At 39.5% G+C, this 21,679-nt stretch carries 17 protein-coding genes and 4 riboswitches; of the genes, 3 read left to right on the forward strand and 14 right to left on the reverse strand.

All coding sequences use genetic code 11. The annotated features are described in order from the left end of the window. Window positions 1–133: 133 nt before the first annotated feature. Together Q7P33_RS16070 and Q7P33_RS16075 are read right to left on the reverse strand one after the other, a co-directional pair. Window positions 134–1,609 (reverse strand): HD domain-containing phosphohydrolase, encoded by a 1,476-nt coding sequence (locus tag Q7P33_RS16070; protein ID WP_303871760.1) that lies wholly within the window; start codon window positions 1,607–1,609, stop codon window positions 134–136. Window positions 1,610–1,818: 209 nt separating this feature from the next. Beyond that, on the reverse strand, window positions 1,819–3,414 hold the full coding sequence (locus tag Q7P33_RS16075) for an ABC-F family ATP-binding cassette domain-containing protein (RefSeq protein ID WP_303871761.1): 1,596 nt from the start codon (window positions 3,412–3,414) through the stop codon (window positions 1,819–1,821). 527 nt (window positions 3,415–3,941) lie between these two features. Between Q7P33_RS16075 and Q7P33_RS16080 the strand changes: the two genes are divergently transcribed. Both Q7P33_RS16080 and Q7P33_RS16085 read left to right on the forward strand, forming a co-directional pair. After that, complete coding sequence (locus tag Q7P33_RS16080) at window positions 3,942–5,660, forward strand: sulfatase-like hydrolase/transferase (RefSeq protein WP_303871762.1); 1,719 nt, start codon at window positions 3,942–3,944, stop codon at window positions 5,658–5,660. Between the two features lie 5 nt (window positions 5,661–5,665). After that, entirely contained in the window at window positions 5,666–6,832 is a 1,167-nt protein-coding gene (locus Q7P33_RS16085; RefSeq protein WP_303871763.1) for an anaerobic sulfatase maturase, read from the forward strand. A gap of 144 nt (window positions 6,833–6,976) precedes the next feature. Here Q7P33_RS16085 and Q7P33_RS16090 read toward each other — a convergent pair whose 3' ends face one another. The 10 genes from Q7P33_RS16090 to Q7P33_RS16135 all read right to left on the reverse strand — a co-directional run bounded on the left by Q7P33_RS16090 (window position 6,977) and on the right by Q7P33_RS16135 (window position 18,312). Next, window positions 6,977–7,660 carry a CpsD/CapB family tyrosine-protein kinase gene (locus tag Q7P33_RS16090; RefSeq protein WP_303871764.1) on the reverse strand — a complete coding sequence of 228 codons (684 nt, stop codon included), beginning with the start codon at window positions 7,658–7,660 and terminating at the stop codon, window positions 6,977–6,979. 1 nt (window position 7,661) lies between these two features. Next, entirely contained in the window at window positions 7,662–8,354 is a 693-nt protein-coding gene (locus Q7P33_RS16095) for a YveK family protein (RefSeq protein WP_303871765.1), read from the reverse strand. A 41-nt stretch (window positions 8,355–8,395) separates the two neighbouring features. Further along, window positions 8,396–9,355: an LCP family protein gene (locus tag Q7P33_RS16100; RefSeq protein WP_303871766.1), complete on the reverse strand. Its 960-nt coding sequence runs from the start codon at window positions 9,353–9,355 to the stop codon at window positions 8,396–8,398. A gap of 65 nt (window positions 9,356–9,420) precedes the next feature. After that, window positions 9,421–11,289, reverse strand: a complete 1,869-nt coding sequence (locus Q7P33_RS16105) for a nucleoside-diphosphate sugar epimerase/dehydratase (RefSeq protein WP_303871767.1) — start codon at window positions 11,287–11,289, stop codon at window positions 9,421–9,423. Between the two features lie 73 nt (window positions 11,290–11,362). Next, complete coding sequence (locus tag Q7P33_RS16110; RefSeq protein ID WP_303871768.1) at window positions 11,363–12,109, reverse strand: tyrosine-protein phosphatase; 747 nt, start codon at window positions 12,107–12,109, stop codon at window positions 11,363–11,365. A 56-nt stretch (window positions 12,110–12,165) separates the two neighbouring features. Then, on the reverse strand, window positions 12,166–13,332 hold the full coding sequence (locus tag Q7P33_RS16115; protein ID WP_303871769.1) for a nucleotide sugar dehydrogenase: 1,167 nt from the start codon (window positions 13,330–13,332) through the stop codon (window positions 12,166–12,168). 25 nt (window positions 13,333–13,357) lie between these two features. Beyond that, window positions 13,358–14,377 (reverse strand): NAD-dependent epimerase, encoded by a 1,020-nt coding sequence (locus Q7P33_RS16120; RefSeq protein WP_369693329.1) that lies wholly within the window; start codon window positions 14,375–14,377, stop codon window positions 13,358–13,360. A 70-nt stretch (window positions 14,378–14,447) separates the two neighbouring features. Beyond that, on the reverse strand, window positions 14,448–14,585 hold the full coding sequence (locus tag Q7P33_RS16125) for a hypothetical protein (protein ID WP_303871771.1): 138 nt from the start codon (window positions 14,583–14,585) through the stop codon (window positions 14,448–14,450). Between the two features lie 9 nt (window positions 14,586–14,594). Further along, window positions 14,595–16,553 (reverse strand): glycosyl hydrolase family 28-related protein, encoded by a 1,959-nt coding sequence (locus tag Q7P33_RS16130; RefSeq protein WP_303871772.1) that lies wholly within the window; start codon window positions 16,551–16,553, stop codon window positions 14,595–14,597. A gap of 14 nt (window positions 16,554–16,567) precedes the next feature. Then, a riboswitch (cyclic di-GMP riboswitch) is annotated at window positions 16,568–16,648 on the reverse strand. Window positions 16,649–16,782: 134 nt separating this feature from the next. Next, complete coding sequence (locus Q7P33_RS16135) at window positions 16,783–18,312, reverse strand: glycosyl hydrolase family 28-related protein (protein ID WP_303871773.1); 1,530 nt, start codon at window positions 18,310–18,312, stop codon at window positions 16,783–16,785. A 69-nt stretch (window positions 18,313–18,381) separates the two neighbouring features. Next, a riboswitch (cyclic di-GMP riboswitch) is annotated at window positions 18,382–18,456 on the reverse strand. A 33-nt stretch (window positions 18,457–18,489) separates the two neighbouring features. After that, window positions 18,490–18,565: riboswitch (cyclic di-GMP riboswitch) on the reverse strand. A 63-nt stretch (window positions 18,566–18,628) separates the two neighbouring features. Then, a riboswitch (cyclic di-GMP riboswitch) is annotated at window positions 18,629–18,704 on the reverse strand. Between the two features lie 468 nt (window positions 18,705–19,172). On the opposite strand from Q7P33_RS16135, the gene aat reads away from it, so the two are divergent. Beyond that, the gene (aat, locus tag Q7P33_RS16140) at window positions 19,173–20,036 is read left to right on the forward strand and encodes a leucyl/phenylalanyl-tRNA--protein transferase (RefSeq protein WP_303871774.1); all 864 of its coding nucleotides are present in this window, start codon (window positions 19,173–19,175) and stop codon (window positions 20,034–20,036) included. 22 nt (window positions 20,037–20,058) lie between these two features. On the opposite strand, the gene Q7P33_RS16145 is transcribed toward aat, so the two are convergent. Further along, window positions 20,059–20,778 carry a WbqC family protein gene (locus Q7P33_RS16145; RefSeq protein WP_303871775.1) on the reverse strand — a complete coding sequence of 240 codons (720 nt, stop codon included), beginning with the start codon at window positions 20,776–20,778 and terminating at the stop codon, window positions 20,059–20,061. A gap of 190 nt (window positions 20,779–20,968) precedes the next feature. After that, window positions 20,969–21,679: a WbqC family protein gene (locus Q7P33_RS16150; RefSeq protein ID WP_369693327.1), complete on the reverse strand. Its 711-nt coding sequence runs from the start codon at window positions 21,677–21,679 to the stop codon at window positions 20,969–20,971.

Here is a 21,679-nt window from a genome sequence, read left to right on the forward strand (position 1 = left end):
GAGGTATTTTTTATTGTCAATCTCTTGACCTATTTAAATTATACAGGAAGCTTTCGGCTTTGTAAATTTGAATGTTGTGAGCTATTAAATAAATCGTTAAAAAACAAACAATATTGACTTGTGCTTCGATCATTTAATATTCCCATGGACTCTTTAATACCTGTTCGACAAACACTTTTGCATAGTCGGGATCAAACTGTTTCCCCGCTCCAGCCTGAATTTCTGCAATCGCTGCAAATTTCGTTAATTGTTGTTCATATGAACGCTCATTTGTCATATCATCGTAAGCTTCAACTAATGCGAGTATGCGTGCTTCCGGGGATATTTCTGTATTCTTCAAACCTATGGGATAGCCCTTCCCGTCCCAACGTTCATGATGAGACATAACAAAATCGGCGATATCAATATATTCGCTTGCCGAAGCCAATATCCGATGCCCAAGCTCCGGGTGCTTTTCGATCTCCATCCTTTCAAACACATCTATACGTTCTGCTTTAGTCAAAATCTCATCGCTAATGCCAATTTTTCCAATATCATGAACCAAACCTGCCAAGCCAATTTGAATGATCGTCTCATTCGTAAATCCCAACTCGATTGCCAGAGATTTACCAAGGATACTAACCCTTTTCGCATGGAATTTTTCACTCTGATATTTTTTGAAAAGTGATTCCAGGATAAGATCGATCGACTGACTGCGTAACTTTGAATTATTTTCCGCCTTATGGCGATACATTCGTTCTTCTGCAGCCCGATAAACGTCTTCCATATTCTGCGTAACATGGGTTTTGACTGAGAATCCCAATGCATAGGAAAGTTTTAGCTGATTGACTAACAGTTTAGAATTAAGCCTATTAAGCCGTTCAATCAGCGCTTTTGCTTTTTTTGCATTCGTTTTTGACAACAGGATTAAAAACTCATCTCCACCAACCCGAGCTATACAGGCATCCGCAGGACACTCCGCCTTCAAAATCGCAGCGAATTTTAACAATAAGGCATCACCAGCTTCATGTCCAAACCCGTCATTTGCCAGTTTTAAACCATTAACATCAGCCATGATCAGGGTAATCGGATAATTGAACTCCCGATCGATTTTATTTAGTTGCTTGTCATAAAGTCTGCGATTACCTAAACCAGTCAGGGAATCTCGATAACTGAGTACCCTTAGGGCCTCTTCTTTTTTGACATGGGTTTCTGCATTTTTTCTGTAATGGTTCAATTCAGCTTCAAGGTAATTAATTCGTGTTACTTCATCAGAAATATCAATCAGAAAGATGGTGCGCAGATTTTTTTCGCCCCGAACAATTTTTACATGAAAGTAACGGTTAAACGGTTTTAAGAGAACCATTCTCTCGTTTTGCAGTTCCTGATCGCTACGGGTCGCAAACGAGTCGAGCCACTGAAAAAAACTTTCCGGATCGTCTGCAAAGAGCCCCATCGCTCTTGCCCCCATGATCTGAGCTGCGGGTGTTCCCAGCATCCGTGCAACCACCTTGTTAACTGCCAAAATTTCTAAATCTTCCGGGTTACCCTGTTTGTCTACGATTATTTTTAAGTATATCAATCCCATCGGTGCATAATCCATGATATCTTTATATAATTGATCCTTCATTAATCCATTTACTCCCGATTGTTCTATTTTGGGGGACTTTGTTTCTTATCTGCAACTGCTTTTTACGACCACTTTAACAGACTAAATCATCCGAATTATATCATCTTTTTGCATTCTTGTCAGAAAAATTTATCGATCCATGAAATAAAAAGAACGCCTTCCCAATGCCGATTTGCATATTTGACATTGGACGGCGTTCTATTCTCGTTTTATACCAGCTTCTTTTTGTACTCAATAAATTCATCATACGTCGACAGACGATCAATGATACCTTCTTCTCTGATTTCAATAATGCGATTCGCGACGGTTTGCATAAACTGATGGTCATGGCTGGCGAAAAGTAAAATCCCTTTAAAATCAATTAGACCATTATTTACGGCGGTAATGGATTCCAGATCCAAGTGATTGGTTGGTTGATCCAGAACTAAAACGTTAGAACCAAACATCATCATTTTGGACAGCATACAACGTACTTTTTCGCCCCCGGAAAGTACTTGGACTTCTTTATAAATATCATCGCCCGAAAAAAGCATTCGTCCCAAAAAACCGCGGATATAGGTTTCCGTGATTTCTTCGGTGTATTGCTGCAACCATTGACAAATATTTAAAGTACACCCATTAAAATAATCACTGTTATCTTTCGGGAAATACGACTGAGAGGTACTGACTCCCCATTTAAAACTGCCTTCATCCGGTTCAATTTCCTCCATCAGAATTTTAAACAAGGTTGTCATGGCAATCTCGTTTTCAGCAACAAAAGCGATTTTGTCATCCTTATTCACCCGGAAACTGACATTATTGAGAACTTTGACCCCATCAACTGTTTTTGATAGATGTTCAACTGTTAATATTTCTTTCCCAGGTTCCCGATCGATCTGGAAACCAACCCATGGATATTTTCGAGATGATGATGGCATGTCCTCAATATTTAATTTATCCAGCATTTTTTTTCTTGATGTCGCCTGTTTCGATTTTGATTTATTGGCTGAGAACCGGGCGATAAAGTTTTGAAGCTCTTTGGCCTTATCTTCATTTTTCTTATTCTGATCTTTAATTAACCGTTGAATTAACTGGCTGGACTCGTACCAGAAATCATAATTCCCGACATATACCTTAATTTTACCAAAGTCAATATCGACAATATGAGTACAGACATTATTTAAAAAATAACGGTCATGGGAAACCACAATGACGGTTCCCTCATAGTCCATCAAAAACTCTTCCAGCCATTCAACGGCCTGAATATCCAAATGGTTGGTCGGCTCATCGAGCAGGATAATTTCTGGCTTGCCAAATAAAGCCTGAGCCAATAAGACCTTGACCTTTTCGTTACCGGTTAAACTGTCCATATTGGCATCCAGAATTTCGACCCCCAGGCCAAGACCCTGAATGATGCGGGACGCATCAGACTCGGCTTCCCAGCCACCCATCTCAGCAAATTCACCTTCAAGCTCGCCAGCGCGGATGCCATCCTCATCGGAGAAATCCTCTTTCATGTACAGGGCATCTTTTTCTTTCATGACTGAATACAAATGTTGATTCCCCATCATGATGGTATCCAGCACAGAATACGCATCATAAGCATAATGATCCTGCTTTAATACCGACATCCGCATGTGTTCGGGGATAAAGACATTCCCAGTGGACGGTTCGATTTCTCCAGATAGAATTTTTAAAAAGGTGGTTTTTCCAGCCCCATTCGCTCCAATGACCCCATAACAATTCCCCGGGGTAAATTTTATATTTACATTGGAAAAAAGATTTGTTCCGCTAAAATTTAAACTTAGTTCTGATACTGTTATCATATTTGATAATCCTCCCTTGATTCAATTGGCAAACCCTGTAAAATAATCTCATTGCGACTTTTTTAAACTACCTGATTTTTCTGCTTCCAGTCGCAGGTGCCAGTTTTTGCACAATCGCCGCATTAATCTGTAAATTTGTATTTCATCATTTTGTTGCCGTTCCGTAAAGAAGAGGCCTTTATCAGATCACTGACAAAGAACCTCTATCATAAGCCATTATATTATATCCTTTTTATCATTTTTTATCCAGTCTTTTTGCAAAATAATATCATATTCTTAAATATATCCAAATATGATTCCCTTTTTTGATTCTTTTTTATTAAAAAACATACTTCCACTAATAAACCCAAAAGGTATTTCCAATATCTGCAAAGCTGTCCGCTTTCTATGATGAGATGATTATCACAGATTTGTCTGGGTATATTGGGGTTAAAAGCAATAATTGAAAAAAAACTACACATAAATTAATTATCATTTCATCGTCAACTAATCCAAATAATCAAAATCATAGATCAGGAGGTCTTTAAATGAATATTAAAAAAGCAGCATTAGGAATCACTCTGGCAACCTCGCTGCTGGGTGTCTCAAGCTGCAATCAAAACACGGGCAACGATCCCATTGAACAAAGAATCGCTAATCTCGATGCCCAGCCCAATAATGATGGCAATTATAATATTGTTTTTATAACCGTTGATCAGGAGCATTATCTTGACGAATTCCCAGCTGGCACCAATTACAAAGCCCGGGAGCTGTTAAAAAAAATGGGAACCACGTTTGAAAAACACTATACCTGTAGCAATGTCTCCACATCATCCCGATCAGTTATTTACACCGGCACCCATATCACTGATACGCTGATGATTGATAATACTGAATCACCCTGGCAGGAGCCGATTTCCGAAAACCTCACCACTGTTGGTGACCGGATGCTCGCAGCTGGATACTACTCCGCATTTAAAGGTAAGTGGCACATGGGTGATACCAGTGTTTTCGATGATACCAGCCAACCCGCTATGCAAAAACAGAATGGCTTATTAGGATATGGATTTTCTGACTGGAATGCCCAAGGTGATATTGTGGGCCAGCTTCAGCAAGGCTATATGCAAGACAGCAACATTGCCGGAGACACGGTTAGCTGGCTGCGCTCAAAAGGATCAGCTACCAATACCAACGGACAATCTTTTTTCCTGGCCGTCAATCTGGTGAATCCCCACGATATTATGTACTATAACACTGATTCAGACGGTGTCGCCGTACAGGACACCGGCCAAACAACCTTTGCTATTGCCGGAGCTCCAGTTAATACAATCTATGAAACCAGTTACCCTAAGGCGGAAATTCCATCTACCTGGGATCAAGCCATTGATGCTCCCGGCAGGGTTCCGGCAGAATCAGAATACTTTGATTTATGGAACCGGCGGGTTGGTGAAATTCCCGCCGAGGCCAGCCGCTGGGAAAATTTTCGGGATTATTATTATAATTGCATTCAGGACAATGATGATCAGCTCTATAATATTCTTTCTGAACTATCCAATCTGGAAATGCTGGATAGTACCATCATCGTCTTTACCAGCGACCACGGTGATATGCAAGGTGCCAATGGACTCCGGGGAAAAGGTGGATTTATGTACGAAAATAACATCCACGTTCCCCTGGTTATCGTACATCCCGAATATGAAGGGGGCAATTCCATTGATGCGGTAACCAGCCACCTCGACTTGGCACCCACCTTCATTGATATGACCAATCTGCCGGATACTAAAAAAGATGAGCTTTCTGCTGGTCTTCCCGGCAACAGTATGATGGATCTACTTGATAGCAGCCAAGCAAAAATAAGAACGGGCGCTTTATTTGCCTACGAAATGATCTCAATGATCGACAGCAACATGATGCAGACCACCAACCCAACAACCGGTGTCACCAGCTATACGATTGATTATTCTAAACGTGGCTTTGTCCGTGGAATAACCACTGAAAAATACAAATTCGCCCGATATTTTTCACCACTCAATTTCAATCTGCCTACAACGATGGAAGAACTATATGCCAATAATGATGTTCAGCTGTTTGATCTGGAAAAAGATCCCAATGAATTAGTCAACCTGGCCGCAGATCAAAACACCAATTCCGCTCTGATTATGGAACTGAATAACCAGCTTAATGCCCTGATCATCGCAGAGATCGGTGTTGATGACGGCAGCGAAGCCACCACTGTCATTGCTCAGATCAATAATACTTCGAATTGATGGTAATGAAAAATGTATCTCCACCGGATTCCCGGACTTATGCCATCATGGCAAAACCCATTGGCGCATCCTGTAATCTTAGTTGCCGTTATTGTTATTACCTGGAAAAACAAGACCAGATGGCTCAATCAACAAAACTAATGTCAAATGTGGTGCTTGAAGCGTATATCCGTCAAAATCTTGCCATTCACGGGAACAACGCAGTTGTCGAGTTTGCCTGGCACGGTGGTGAACCAACCCTGGTTCCCCTTGATTTTTACATTCAAGCATTGAATTATCAAAACCAATACGGCTCTGGCCGAATCATCCACAACACTCTCCAAACAAATGCGACCCTGCTGACGGATGTCTGGTGTGAGTTCTTTGCGGTCAATCATTTTTTGATTGGCGTCAGTATCGATGGCCATGCCAGTCTTCATAACAGTTATCGAAAAAGTCATTTCGGCGACACATTTGAACAGACCATGGCTGGTATCAAACTGCTTCAAAAGCACGGTGTCACCTACAATACACTGACAACTGTCAATGCCATTAATTCGCATTACCCTGAGGATGTTTATCTGTTTCTTCGAGAGCTCACTGATTACATGCAGTTTTTGCCTGTCGTTGAATGCTTGCCACCCAGCTATGAATCCTCCTCTGGACAGCGGTTTGCCATGCCCGCTGGTATCCATTCCCCCATCATGAAGCATCCATTAACAGATTTTTCGGTCAACGCTATGGACTATGGCGACTTTCTCTGCACCATTTTTGATTTGTGGCAAAAAATGGATCTGGGCGAAAAATATGTCCAGATTATTGAATCGACGTTGGCTAATTTAAATAATCACCCTGCTGGCGTCTGCGTTCATGAAGCACTCTGTGGCCATGCAGGAGTCGTGGAAATGAATGGGGATCTTTACAGCTGTGACCGTTATGCCTTTGAAGCTTATAAGCTTGGAAATATTCTTGACACGCCACTGTCAGACTTAATGGAGAAAAACCGCTTGTTTGGTATGCACAAAACCTTGGGACTACCGGATGAATGCCTGGACTGCGATTATATCCGCCTTTGTTTTGGTGGCTGTCCCAAAGATCGGTTGCTTATCTCAAAAAACGGTCAAAATGGCAAAAACTATTTATGTGAAGGGTATCAGCACTTCTTTGAGCATATAAAAAAATCGCTCCGCTGATCATTTCCCTCATCTTTTCGCTCGTCGATTTTAAAACCTGTTTACATCAATTCTAAGGAAGAAATAAGGGAGGTATCATTTGACACCTCCTTATTTATGTTAACCTTATGCAATTTTTGTAAACAATGATATTAAACTCAGCGATTACTTTCCTTTGTCAGCATTATAGCGGTAGTAATTCGCATTTTTCTTAAATTTCACTTTTGTCAGGATAACACCAATGACAGATGCACCAACCTTGTCGAGATTTTTTTTTGCTTCTACAATTGTTGCTTTTTTTGTGGAGTGGGCGGCAATTACTAGCAATACCCCATCGACAGCATTTGAAATGATACTTGCATCAGCAAAGCTTAGCACGGGTGGGGTATCAATAAGAATAACATCGTATTCTTCTCGACATTGCTTAATGAATGTTTCAAATGCTTCTGAATTCAGCAGTTCGGTCGGCGAAACATGCTTGTTTCCAGCAGTTAGAATTTCTAATTTTTCAAGTTTTTCTATTTTATTAACAAGTGACTCCAGTGGTAATTCATCCACTAACATATTGGATAAACCATTCTTCCTTTTATTAATATTAAAAATGGTACTGATCTGAGGCAACCGTAAATCGGCATCGATCAGTAACACCCGTTTATCGGCCTGAGCAAACGTTACCGCCAGGTTTGAAATGGTGGTACTTTTCCCTTCTTCTTTACCAGCACTCGTTACCAGCATCACCTGATAACGATTATTCAAATTTTTAAAATTTAAATTTGTACGCAATAATTTATAACTTTCCGTTATAAATGATGTGGGGTCGCTTAGTGTGATTAAACTTAGTGAATCCATATTATCGAGCCTCCCCTTTAAATTCTGGAATATCCCCTAAAACTGACACGCCAATCAAATTTTCAATATCTTCATCACTTCGAATCGTATCATTAATCAAAAACATCAAAATAATTACAAACAATGATATGAAAAATCCCAATAAACCGCCGATAACTGCGTTAAGAAGGACATTAGGCGAGATCGGAGCCTGTGGTACCAGCGCCTGATCCAGAATTCTGATATTCTCTACACCGACAATTTGTAATACTGCCACCGTCAATTGTTTAGCCAGTTCATCGGCGATCTGTTTGGCGACTTGGGGATCAGAGTTTCTAAACCCAACTGTGAAAAGACGGGAATCGGAAACACTCTGGATATTAACGTTATCTTTAAATTCATCATAAGAAATATTCAATCCCAGGTTTTTAATTACTTCATTTATTACCAATCGGGTAGAGGCAATTTGCTTGTAATCAACAAGTAGTTGACTATTGGCATTTAATTGACCTAATGATACATCAATTGACCCCAAACTACCGCCCTCCTGACCAATATACAAAACTGTATTTGCTTCGTAGACTGGGGTTACATATTTTACTGTGTAAAGATATGCTGACCCGAAACCGACAACGGTCAGCAACAGAATGAGCCACCATTTTTTAATAATAATCTCTAAAAGTTCTTTAAAATTGACTTCCTTCGTTGTTTCCATATTGTTCTCCTTTCTTAAAGACCAGATAAGCTTTCTAGCTTTTATTTCCAGTTTTCCTGATTAATATCTTCATTCACTTTGAACAGGTTTTTAATTGCATCCAGATCTTCCTGATTGTACAGTTCATACCATAATCCATCAATAATTTCGGAATATGTTTTTAATCGATAATTTTCAAAACTAAGATTTGTGTCCCCACCGCTCATATTCAGATACTCTTTAAGCTTTGAAACATTAACATCGGTCTCAACGCCATTATTATAATAGGTTTCGATCAATTGCAGCTTTTTTTTCAGACTCATCGTTGAGAGATTCTCCATTAATGACTTAACCACTTCCTGCTGTCGGGCGATCCGGCCATAGTCATAGTCGCTATCACTCCGAAATCTGACATAAAATAATGCGTTTTTCCCATTCAAGATTTGTTCACCCTGACGGATAACTAATTGATTTTCATTTTTATAGAAATCTTTTTGTGCTGTGATTTTGACACCCCCAACATCGTTGATGATGCTGGCAAATGTATCAAAATCCAATTTCACTGAAAAGTCCAGTTTGATCCCCAGCAACTCCTCAATGGTCTGATCGCTCAATTCTCTGCCACCATAAGCAAAGGCATGATTAATTTTATCCAAACCATAACCGGGAATATTAACCCGTAAATCTCTTGGTAGCGAAGCCATTATCATTTTTTGCTGTGTAGGGTCGTACATCACAACCATGATGATATCGCTTCGTCCTGTTTCATCAGATCGCTCATCTGTTCCATAAATTGCAAAAATGACCGTTTTTCTCGTGTCTACCAGTTCAAGCAAGCTTTCATTGTTCTGATTCAAAACATCCTCAATCGATCCTGCATCAGTTTCGGAATCTGAGCCATTATTTTGAGTATTGACCATCAACAATGATCCATTGTTGACACGTGCAAATATGAGCAGGCTGGCCACAATTACCAGAAACAGAACACTAAATAGAGTTATAACCAATTTTCGATTTTTCATGGTGTTAGATTCCTTTCTCAGTTAAACTTGCCAGAACCCAAATAGCTGCTCAAACAACAATCTAGCTATTTCAGATAATTACCATTGTTATTAACTTCGTCACTATCTTTGTAGGTGGGAACAATATTTTTCACCATACTGATCAGCGCTTTTTTGTTCGATGCTTTTAGATAGGGCCTTAACTCTTCAAGTGACTTCTTAAGCAATGCATAATCAATATCACCCGGTTTCCCCACTCTGATTTTTTCGAAACAGGTCTCTTTCAGCCCTTCTTCATCCATTAATAGTTCTTCATACAGCTTTTCGCCGGGTCGCAAGCCAATGATTTCAATTTCGATGTCTTCATTCAGCTTTAATCCCGAGAGCTTAATCAGATCAACTGCCAGATCAAATATTTTTACAGGTTGCCCCATATCAAGTACAAATATTTCTCCGCCTTTTGCAATCGCACCCGATTGGATTACGAGCTGTGCCGCTTCCGGGATGGTCATAAAGTAGCGGATTATTTCTTTATGTGTTACAGTAACCGGACCGCCTTCTTTAATCTGTTTCTTAAATAGGGGAACCACTGAACCATTACTACCGAGGACGTTGCCAAAGCGAACAGCAGTAAACTTTGTTTTGCTTTGTCTGGCTAAACCTTGAATAATCATTTCACAGATCCGCTTACTGGCACCCATTATATTGGTTGGGTTAACAGCCTTGTCTGTCGAAACCATAACAAAGCGATCTACCCCAAACTCATGGGCCGCTTCCGCAACGTTTTTTGTTCCAAAAACATTATTTTTAATGGCTTCCCAGGGCGAACGCTCCATTAAGGGCACATGTTTGTGTGCTGCCGCATGAAAGATAACATCGGGATGGTAGGCCTCAATAATCGCAAAAACATCATCCCGATCTCTTACCGATGCGATAATTACGTCCAGATTAATTTTATTTTCATAATCATTAATCAGTTCATTTTGTATTTCATAGGCATTATTCTCATAATTATCCAGAATAATCAATTTCCCCGGATTAAATCTGGCAATTTGTCTGCATAATTCAGAACCAATCGAACCGCCACCACCAGTTACCATAATAATTTTGCCTTCGAGATAACTGACAACTTCTCTGATATTAAGATTTACCGTTTCTCTGCCAAGTAAATCCTCAATCTCGACATCTCGAATTTTACTTAATGAAACTTGTCCATCGATCATTTCACGTATTCCTGGAACAATTCGTACCTTGGCAGGTGTACGTTTGCATTCACTGATGATCATTCGAAGTGTCGTTGGATCTGCTGTCGGTGTTGCAATAATAATTTCATTGATATTGAACTTATGGACGATGCTGCCAATATCATAGTTATTACCCAGAACCTTAACACCCGCAATTGTTTTATTCAATTTTTTGGCATCTTCATCGATAAATCCCACGACTTGTCCATAGTTTAATGCGTGATTCTTAATTTCTGTTGCAATCAGGGTCGCAGTCGCACCACTTCCTATGATCAATATTTTCTTCTGGACATCCTGCTTCATGAATATTTTCCGATTTTTTAAGCTTCTCACCAAACGATAGCTGAAACGGCCACTACTGACAAATGCAATTTCAAAAAGCATACTTGTTAGATAAATACCAAAATATAGTCTTTCGCCCATATAAAAAAGATAAGCAGTACCAAACACGTTGGCGACAATTACGGCCATCAAAATCTTAATCAACTCTTCCACCGAAGCATAAGACCATAAGCTATTATATAAATCGAAGAATCGATAAATAAGCAGCTTGCCAACTGTTAAGATAAAGACACTACTTAAATAAATACTAATAATTTCTGAAGGAATCTTTCCTTCAAAATGCAAAAATAATGTAAATAAGAATGCGGCATTCACAGCCAATATGTCTGCTACAATTAAAAACAACTGTCTGCTTAGTTTCGTTTCCATCGACTACCTCACTTTTTGACAGAATAATTTTGACACTTTTTGCTAAGCTTTTTACTGATTCAGCGATGTTATACTATTGACGGTGAAATCCAAACCTTTTCTTTTTCAGCACAGGCACCATCAATTCTCGATCTCTGATTATCATCCCTGGGTTTTCATAAAAAAGCATTTGTCCACACTCATCACCAAACGCTTTTACAACAATCTCATGTGCCAATTTCATAACCGGTGGCCGCTTAATTAAATCATGCCCATCGGAAGCTATAACATAAATCAAGCCACTTTCAATCCATTTAAGGGCCTTTTTTCTTGTTTTACCATCCATAATATATTGTGATGTGATTTGGGAATAGATTCCCCGTTCGTTTAAAGCCACCAGCTTTTCTGGCCGTCTTGCGAAAATCTCATAACGCTCAACATGAGCCAGAACAACCTTATACCCACTTTCCTGTAATTCGAAAAGCATGGATTCATGAAAAGGATAGTAATGGTACAGGGGTAATTCCACAAGCAAAAATCGGCTGTTTCCCATCGTATGGGCAAGACCCTGTTTGATCCCTGCCATGCTTTCTTCACTTAGATAAATTTCATTACCCAAATGTAATTTAAAGTCTATGTTCTCTCGTTCAATATAATCAATCAGCAATTGATACTGCTCATCCACGTTTTGATTATGATAAGTTGGCAAATTAAAATGGGGTGTCACGATCATTTCATTAACGCCTTCGTTCATTGCCAGCTGCATCATCTGAATTGCTATTTCCAGATCTTTAGCCCCATCGTCAACCCCAGGCACCATATGTATATGTGTATCAATCATAAGTACACTCTTTTAATAATCCTTTCGCTTGATAGTCAGTTAGGCTATCCATTTTGTTAATCCCGACTGAATAAATCCCTGGTATATACCTTATCAACAACATCTTTTATTTCTTCTGACAAACGATTCGTTACAATTACATCAGCAACTTTTTTAAACGCATTAAGATCTTTTATCACTCTGGAATTGAAGAAATCGCTTTCTTCAAGCGATGGTTCATAGACAACCACTTCGATACCCTTTGCCTTAATCCGCTTCATCACACCTTGAATTGCCGATTCTCGAAAATTGTCTGAGTTTGTCTTCATTGTCAGCCGGTAAATCCCCACAACTTTGGGTTTTCTCTTGATGATCATATCTGCAATATGATCTTTTCTGGTCCGATTCGCGTCCACAATTGCCGACATAATGTTCTGAGGAATATCAGCATAATTTGCGAGTAGTTGCTTGGTGTCTTTTGGCAGACAGTAACCACCATAGCCAAAAGATGGATTATTATAATAATTGCCAATTCGCGGATCTAAGCATACCCCTTGGATAATATCATAGGTATTAAGACCTCTTACCTCTGCATACGAATCCAATTCATTAAAATATGCAACCCGTAATGCCAGATATGTGTTTGCAAAAAGTTTTATCGCTTCAGCTTCAGTTGAATTTGTATAAAGAATTTGAATATCCTTTTTTATAGCGCCCTGGGCCAGCAATTCAGCAAAGACGTGCGCCCGCTCTGACTGCTCGCCGACAACAATTCTTGAGGGGTAAAGATTGTCATACAGCGCATGTCCTTCTCTTAAAAATTCCGGTGAAAAGATAATATTTTCCGCTTCAAATTTTTCCTTTATAGCCTCAGTATATCCAACCGGTATGGTTGATTTTATAATCATTACTGCGTCTGGGTTGATCGCCAAAACATTGGCAATTACCGCTTCCACAGTTCTGGTATTAAAGTGATTTTTTTCCGGATCATAGTTTGTCGGTGTTGAAATGATTACATACTCCGCATCGATGAACGCTTCATAATTATCTGTTGTGGCTCGCAAATTCAGTTGTTTGGTTTTTAAATATTCTTCAATTTCATTATCAATGATTGGTGACTTTTTATTATTGATCATCTCAACTTTTTCTTTTAAAACATCAAGTGCAATAACCTCATTATTCTGTGCCAATAAAATGGCATTTGACAAACCCACATATCCGGTTCCGGCGATTGTTATCTTCATTTTTGTTTCCCCCGTCATTATCCATTTATTGATCTATTTTATAATATTTTTTAAACCATTTCACAAACTTAGCCAAACCTTCTTCGATGCTCGTATCGGGTCTAAAACCGATATCTTTTTCAAGATCACTGATATCAGCATAAGTAATTAATACATCACCCGGTTGCATATCCATATATATTTTTTCCGCCTTTATTCCCAACTGATCTTCCAGAATCGTAATAAAACGCATTAACTCAACTGGTTGATTATTTCCAATATTATAAATCTTATATGGAGCAAAACTTGAGCTTAAATCATTTTCCCTTTCATCCCAATTCTTATTGGCAACAGGAATTTTATCAATCAATTTGCTGATACAGGCTACGATATCATCGATGTAAGTAAAATCACGTTTCATTTTACCATGATTAAATACCTTAATCGGTTTTCCGGCTAGAATGTCCTGTGCAAACGAAAAATATGCCATATCCGGCCTTCCATATGGTCCATAAACCGTGAAAAACCGTAATCCGGTTGTTGGGATATTGAATAAATGGCTATAGGTGTGGGCCATCAGTTCGTTCGCTTTTTTAGTTGCAGCATACAGGGAAACCGGATGATCGACATTGTGATTAGTCGAAAACGGCACCTGCTTATTTCCACCATAAACGGAGCTTGATGAAGCATAGAGAAGATGCTTCACTGGATAATTGCGGCATGCTTCAAGGATATTCATAAATCCAACAAGGTTGGAATCCAGATAGGCATAGGGGTTGGTGATTGAATAACGAACGCCAGCTTGAGCAGCCAGATTAACCACGTAGTCGGGTCGATGTGATTCGAAAATGTGATCGACTGAAGCTTTGTTTTTTAGATCAACCTTATAAAATAGAAAGTTGCTATGATTTTTTAAAATAATTAAACGATCTTCTTTTAAGGATTGTTCATAATAATCATTAAGATTGTCAATTCCGACTATTTGATGATTATTGCTAAGCAATGAACTAGCTAAATGAAAACCAATGAAGCCTGCCACACCGGTTATTAGTATTTTCATTTTTATTCCGCCTTTTTCTCAAAACTTATTCATATTCCATTGTATGTATTTTACCCCTTTCAGCCGCAACTTACCACTATTTTAATGAATATTCATTCCGAAAAACCAATTTTTCTTTTTTATCCTTTTGCAGCAAAAAAATAAGCCCTGCTAAAAAGCACGGCTTATTTTTTTCTCGATCTTTTAATTCTATTTCAGAAATAATTACTATCATCATATTCTCTTAATCAACTTTTGCTGTCAGCAGGTTAAAATTATTGGTAGCCACGGAAAAATCAGAGCTGGAATTCAGTCGCTGGAATCCGCTGTAAGAATTATTAGAGACTTGAACTTGGGTTCCTTCGGGATTATAGATCAGATAAGAGTATGTTGCGCCGCTATTGGTAAACGTATTGTTTCGAAGCACGGCTTGTGATCCAACACCTCTGAATCCGATACCATATTTGTCGATACTGCTATACTGGAAGCTGGAGTTTTCCACCACTACATTGGTTGTCTTGGAAGTGCTGCTGGCACTGATTAACGGAATTTTATTGACATTTGTAACGTTCATTCCGGAGATCGTGGTATCCTTCACTTCTCCAATAAACCAGTACAATGCACCGGCCATCCCGGTTGAGTCAACGGTAACATTGGTAATGTTTGCCTGATAGCTGTTACCGATACTGAATGCGCCAATATCGGTGGTTGTTGGCTTCGCACCACTGATATTGACATCGCTAATGCTTAAGCTGTTGGCATCAGCAATTTTGAATCCCAAACCGCTACCGGTGATGGTTAAGCCTTTAACTGTGACATTATTGGCACCGGTATTGATATGCATCCCGACAACGCTGTTCTTGACACGACAATTTTCAAAGACGATGTGATCCGGTGGGGTCGGGAATTTTTCATTACCAGCTACTGCAATACCGCCACCAGGGGCGTTATTGAACTCGACGTTTCGAAACAGGAAATTGCTGTTATCACCGCGAATATACGCTGCATGAAGCCATTTTGTTCCGCCGTCGTTGGCGTTAAGAATGCTGTCGGTCATGGTTAAGTCGTTGGTTCCGGAAATCTGAATGGGCATCCCGGTTTTATCAATTTTAAGATTGCTGACGGTGACTCCCTGATTACGGCTGCTTCCAGATTGTCCCATTTTCAGGCCCACATACATACTGTCCATCGAAACATCTTTGATCGTCAGATTGCTGATGCCCTGGAAATACATTCCCTGTACATTACTGATCATGCTGTTGGCATAATAGTCGGCTCCAGCGATGGTGTTCTGGGATTGTAATGTCAACCCTTCAAGGGTTACGTTTGAGATATAGACATCAGGATTTGACCATAAAATATTTGCAACTGCCGACGGCTGTGGTGCCATGTACAAGATGGCCCCATAACCACTGATTCTGGTGTTGCTCTTTACTTCCAATTGGCTGGTGACCACATAGGTTCCCGCCGGAATTGTCAAAGTAACGTTTTTACTGCTAGCATCATTAATCGCATTCTGAATCGCTAGGGTATCATTGCTAACACCATCCCCTTTTGCTCCAAAATCTTTGACACTGACGCCCTGATTCACTGGTGTTGTGGTCGGTGGTGGTGTCTTTACAACACTGGCAGGTTCGCTTGTTGCTACCGCTGGCAGCTTTTCAATTATGATTTCGATCGCTTCTAAACGCAGGCTTTTTCCTTCCGAGCCAGCGAGAGCACCATCCGAAACCCATCCCTGAGCCCAGCCTTCGTTTTGAATATGCGTCCGGTACTTTACCGTATATTCAGCTGCACTCGAACCCGTTAATCTGATCTGGATTCCTTCTAGCCGCAAGCTTTCGCCCTCAGATCCAGAAAATCCGCCGTTTGCAGCCCATTTCTGTTCCCAGCCCTTATTTTGAACATGCGTACGATACTCAATTCCTAATCCTGCTGGAACAGCACCTGTCAGTTTGATCTCAATGCCTTCTAAACGATAGCTTTTCCCTTCAGAACCGGAAAGTTGGCCATTAATCATCCACCCCTGGGTCCAGCCTTCATTTTGGATATGGGTTCGATAGGTGACGCCAATTGCATCAGTGGCTTCTGTTTCTAATTCTTCAGCAAAAACATTTGCCGAAAAAAATGTCCCTATGATCAAAAATGACATCACTAAGGTTGCGATAATTTTCGTTGTCTTGTTTTCCTTTTTCAAATTCATTGCTTACTGCTCCTTTCGGTAACCGGCTACCTTTCTTTTGGTTAAGGCCCTTGGCTTTGCGTCCCAACTTTTCAGTTGGTTTGCCTTTATCGTGGACATGCTCGTTTGCAAATTGCTATTATTTAGATAAAATAAAGCCTTGTTCAAAAGAGCAAGGCTTTAGGAGAAATTGCTTTATTGAATTATTCTCAGATTATTCACGATATGACAACTTAATAGGCTGGCTTTATTAATCTACTTTTGCTGTCAGCAAGTTATAATTATTGCTGGCGATTGTGAAGTCCGAGCTGGAATTCAGTCGCTGGAAACCGCTGTAAGAATTATCAGAGACTTGAATTTGAGTTCCTTCAGGATTATAGATCAGGTAAGAGTAGGTTGCGCCGCTATTGGTAAACGTATTGTTTCGAAGCACGGCTTGTGATCCAACACCTCTGAATCCGATACCATATTTGTCGATACTGCTATACTGGAAGCTGGAGTTTTCCACCACTACATTGGTTGTCTTGGAAGTGCTGCTGGCACTGATTAACGGAATTTTATTGACATTTGTAACGTTCATTCCGGAGATCGTGGTATCCTTCACTTCTCCAATAAACCAGTACAATGCACCGGCCATCCCGGTTGAGTCAACGGTAACATTGGTAATGTTTGCCTGATAGCTGTTACCGATACTGAATGCGCCAATATCGGTGGTTGTTGGCTTCGCACCACTGATATTGACATCGCTAATGCTTAAGCTGTTGGCATCAGCAATTTTGAATCCCAAACCGCTACCGGTGATGGTTAAGCCTTTAACTGTGACATTATTGGCACCGGTATTGATATGCATCCCGACAACGCTGTTCTTGACACGACAATTTTCAAAGACGATGTGATCCGGTGGGGTCGGGAATTTTTCATTACCAGCTACTGCAATACCGCCACCAGGGGCGTTATTGAACTCGACGTTTCGAAACAGGAAATTGCTGTTATCACCGCGAATATACGCTGCATGAAGCCATTTTGTTCCGCCGTCGTTGGCGTTAAGAATGCTGTCGGTCATGGTTAAGTCGTTGGTTCCGGAAATCTGAATGGGCATCCCGGTTTTATCAATTTTAAGATTGCTGACGGTGACTCCCTGATTACGGCTGCTTCCAGATTGTCCCATTTTCAGGCCCACATACATACTGTCCATCGAAACATCTTTGATCGTCAGATTGCTGATGCCCTGGAAATACATTCCCTGTACATTACTGATCATGCTGTTGGCATAATAGTCGGCTCCAGCGATGGTGTTCTGGGATTGTAATGTCAACCCTTCAAGGGTTACGTTTGAGATATAGACATCAGGATTTGACCATAAAATATTTGCAACTGCCGACGGCTGTGGTGCCATGTACAAGATGGCCCCATAACCACTGATTCTGGTGTTGCTCTTTACTTCCAATTGGCTGGTGACCACATAGGTTCCCGCCGGAATTGTCAAAGTAACGTTTTTACTGCTAGCATCATTAATCGCTTTTTGAATGGCTACGGTATCATCGCTAACACCATCCCCTTTTGCTCCAAAACTTTTAACTTCAAGCGTTGTTGTTGGTTCAGTCGTTGTTGTCGGTTGGGTTGTTGTTGGTTCGGTTGTTGTCGTTGGCTCGGTTGTTGTTGGCTCGGTTGTTGTCGTTGGCTCGGTTGTTGTCGTTGGCTCGGTTGTTGTCGTTGGCTCGGTCACAACTGGTTTTGTAATTCTAGGTGGTTTAACGCGAGCTGCAAATGCAGAATTCACAGGCATAACACTAAATAACATAAATAATGTGACTAAAAAAACAGATATCTTTTTCATGATGGTATTCCTTTCGGTAGCCGGCTGCCATTTTACAGGCCCTTAGCTTTGCGTCCCAACTTTTCAGTTGGTTTGCCTTTATCGTTGAATAACGATGAATTGCAAATAAAAAACTTCCCTTTCGGTAACTGGCTGCCATTTTACAGGCCCTCTAGCTTTGCGTCCCTATTTTTCAATAGGTTTGCCTTTATCGTTGGAAAGTGATTCCACGATCAATATTAGAATTTTATAGATGCTCTTTTGAGTATAATACCTTCCTTTCAGCAGCTGGCTTTCATTTTACAAGCCTTCTCGCTTTGTGTCTCTGACTCTCGCCAAATTTACTCTTATCGTAAAAAAACAAATCACACCTTAAATAACTCATTAAATCAAATCCAATTGATTTGTTAAGTAAATTTTTTACGCTTCATCCTTTGAATTATAAATACAAAGGTTCTCTTACCAAGTAAATATTCAAATATTAAAATATTTACTTTGCTCGGGGTCAATATATCACATTTTTAGATTCTAGTCAACACCTTTTTTGAATTATTTTTCCCCATATTTCAAAACCGTCTCAAGCGCTACATATTGATACCATCAACATGTGACTTCAAGATATTGTATCTATTTCGATCAATTGCTATCATTACCTTAAAGGCGTTATTGCCTGAAATTTTTCATTTCAAACATCAGTGATTCGTAGTGCAACTCATTTCAAATTTAAATTTAACGCAGATAAATCACATTTTGGGGTAATAAATAACTATAAGCAATCAGTTACTTTTTATACATAAGAACTTTGTATCGGAGGAGGCTAAATTATGTTTGAAAAATTTAAATCTCAACTGATTAAAATGGATGCACGATTGTTCAAAGGTACTATCAAGTCATTTTATATTAAACATGTCCAATATAAAGGTAAAGCATATTTTTTAACCAAAGAATTATACTTTCCACCACATGCAACTGCAAACAAGCGCATCCGGCTGGGTTCTGCTAGCGAATTATTAGCGGTTGGTGGTGATCTAAGTCCTGAACGCATTATTTTTGCGTTCAAAAATGGTATTTACCCATCAAATCTTGTTGATCAGCCAATTCTATGGTGGACTTCAGAAATCCGTTGCATTTTATTTCCTGAGCGCCTTCATATTTCAAAAGTCATGTGGCGCATAATTAAGCACAATCATTTTCAACTGACCGTAGATAAAGCGTTTGACGATGTCATCAATGGCTGCACGGAGTCCCGAGAAACGTACACCTGGCTCACCCCCGACCGTAAAAAATCATGCTACGCTTTGCATGATTTAGGTTATAAACACTCCATCGAGGTTTGGCAAGATGACAATCTCGTTGCCGGATTGTTTGGCTTCTCATGCGGCTCATATTTTTATATCTCTTCAATGTTTACACGAGTTAACCATGCTTCGAAATTTGCAATGATTGCCTTGACCATTCGACTGGAACAACTCAACTGGGCAATGATCGATTGCGGAACCTGGCCAACCGATCATCTCACAAGTATGGGTGTCGTCACAATCGATCGTGACGAGTTTCTAAAACGACTGTACCAAAGCATCAATGTTCCTACTATTATCAACAACTGGGATGACCTTTTTGAAAATTGGGACTTTTGCCAAGCTGTCAAAGATCACTTGGCAAAAAATAACCTCGATCCGATATCGTAAATTCTTCTACCGTCGTACCGATCTAATTGCGACCTTCAACCAGGTCATATTCTGTTAGCATCGCTTTAATTCGATCTCTGGGATTAAACATCATCACATCAATGATCGATAAGTTTGGTACAAACTGATGATAAAATTGTCGATATTTTAATGCTTCCCTCGTTTTAATAAATTTAAGTTCAATACCATTTTCTGCAAATTTACTTTTTGAATATAAGTCCATTCCACCGATTGAATTTATATAACGTTTTGCCGCCAATTCTTTGCACACAAAAATCACTGAATCCTGATAGTCCAACTCCGTCGGTAAATTGAAAGTGGACTCTATAATAATCTTGGTTCTAATATCCAGATAGTAGCATATTTCCTTGATATTATTCTGCAAAAACATTACTACATTATAATCTTCGAAATTCATTATCTTTTCAATAAGAGGATAAATATTCTTAAATTCTGGCGCCTTGTGATACGAATTTTCAATTTTGTTCAAAATTGTGGTTCTTCCTTTAGAACCATTTCGATTTTCAAAGCTCCGTTCATATATTTTCAGGTACGTACTGTCCCGATTTACAGGCAACGTGATCATCAACGGTTCGCCATTTAATAAGATCCTGTTTCTGTTGATCCACCCTTTTTTAATAAACTGCACATCATCTGCAATAACAAAATAATCTGAACAATTTATCATTTGAAAATATCCAATATACGGAAATAAATAAGGTTGCATTATTGAAACATCCATTTTGATTCCTCGCTTTTTTTGCCAAGATTAATATTCACCATTTCGGGAAATTTGGGAGAATTTGCTAAGAATTATCATGCAATTGTACGCCTGGGTGACTTGCATTCATTTTACACTCACAAAAATGTGTTGTTGATAAACAATCATAAAAGGAATCTCCATTGCCAAAACCAAATTCAGATTTTCTCAGCTAAAATAACCCATAGTCATCCAGCATTCTGTTTATCTCTGCTGGTGAATTAAACATCATCACATCAATGATTGAGAGCTTTTCTTCAAATACCAGTCGCCGTTGGGGATAGCGCTTTATCTTCACCGAGTGAAAATGTATTATTATCCCGGATTTTTCGTATTTTTCAGGATTAAAAAAAGAAAGCCCTCCAATCGGATTCCAGTATTCCTCCACATTACCCAATTTTTTGCAGATATTAAGGGCCCACTCATCCGGTTCATTGGCTGGCTCAATTTCCAGGTTCATTTGAGAAAAAATATCTATATTTTTCTTAATCCCCAGATAATCACAAACACAGTTCATTGCATTAAGATTTAAATAAGTAATGCTTTCTGTATTTAACGCAAAAGCTTTTTCGATCACCGCTATGGTCTCCTTGTAAAAGGGGGCTATTTTTTTATAGTGATTCAATTGGCAAAGGATCTGATTTCTCCAATCTTCATTATTTCTTATCGAAACATCTTGTATTTTCGTGAGATGTGAAGCTTTTACCAGAGGTACGCAAATATATTGGACTCCTTCGCACGGTTTTAAAATTCGATTTCTTTCAATCCACCCATGCCGAATAAACTGAACCGTATCAAACAAAATAAACCGATCTACCTGCTTTAATAAACTAAAATATCCCAGATACGGGAAAAAATAGGGTTGCATTATTCCAATGATCAT

Source organism: Acetobacterium wieringae (genome assembly GCF_026646375.1).
GTDB lineage: Bacteria > Bacillota > Clostridia > Eubacteriales > Eubacteriaceae > Acetobacterium > Acetobacterium wieringae_A.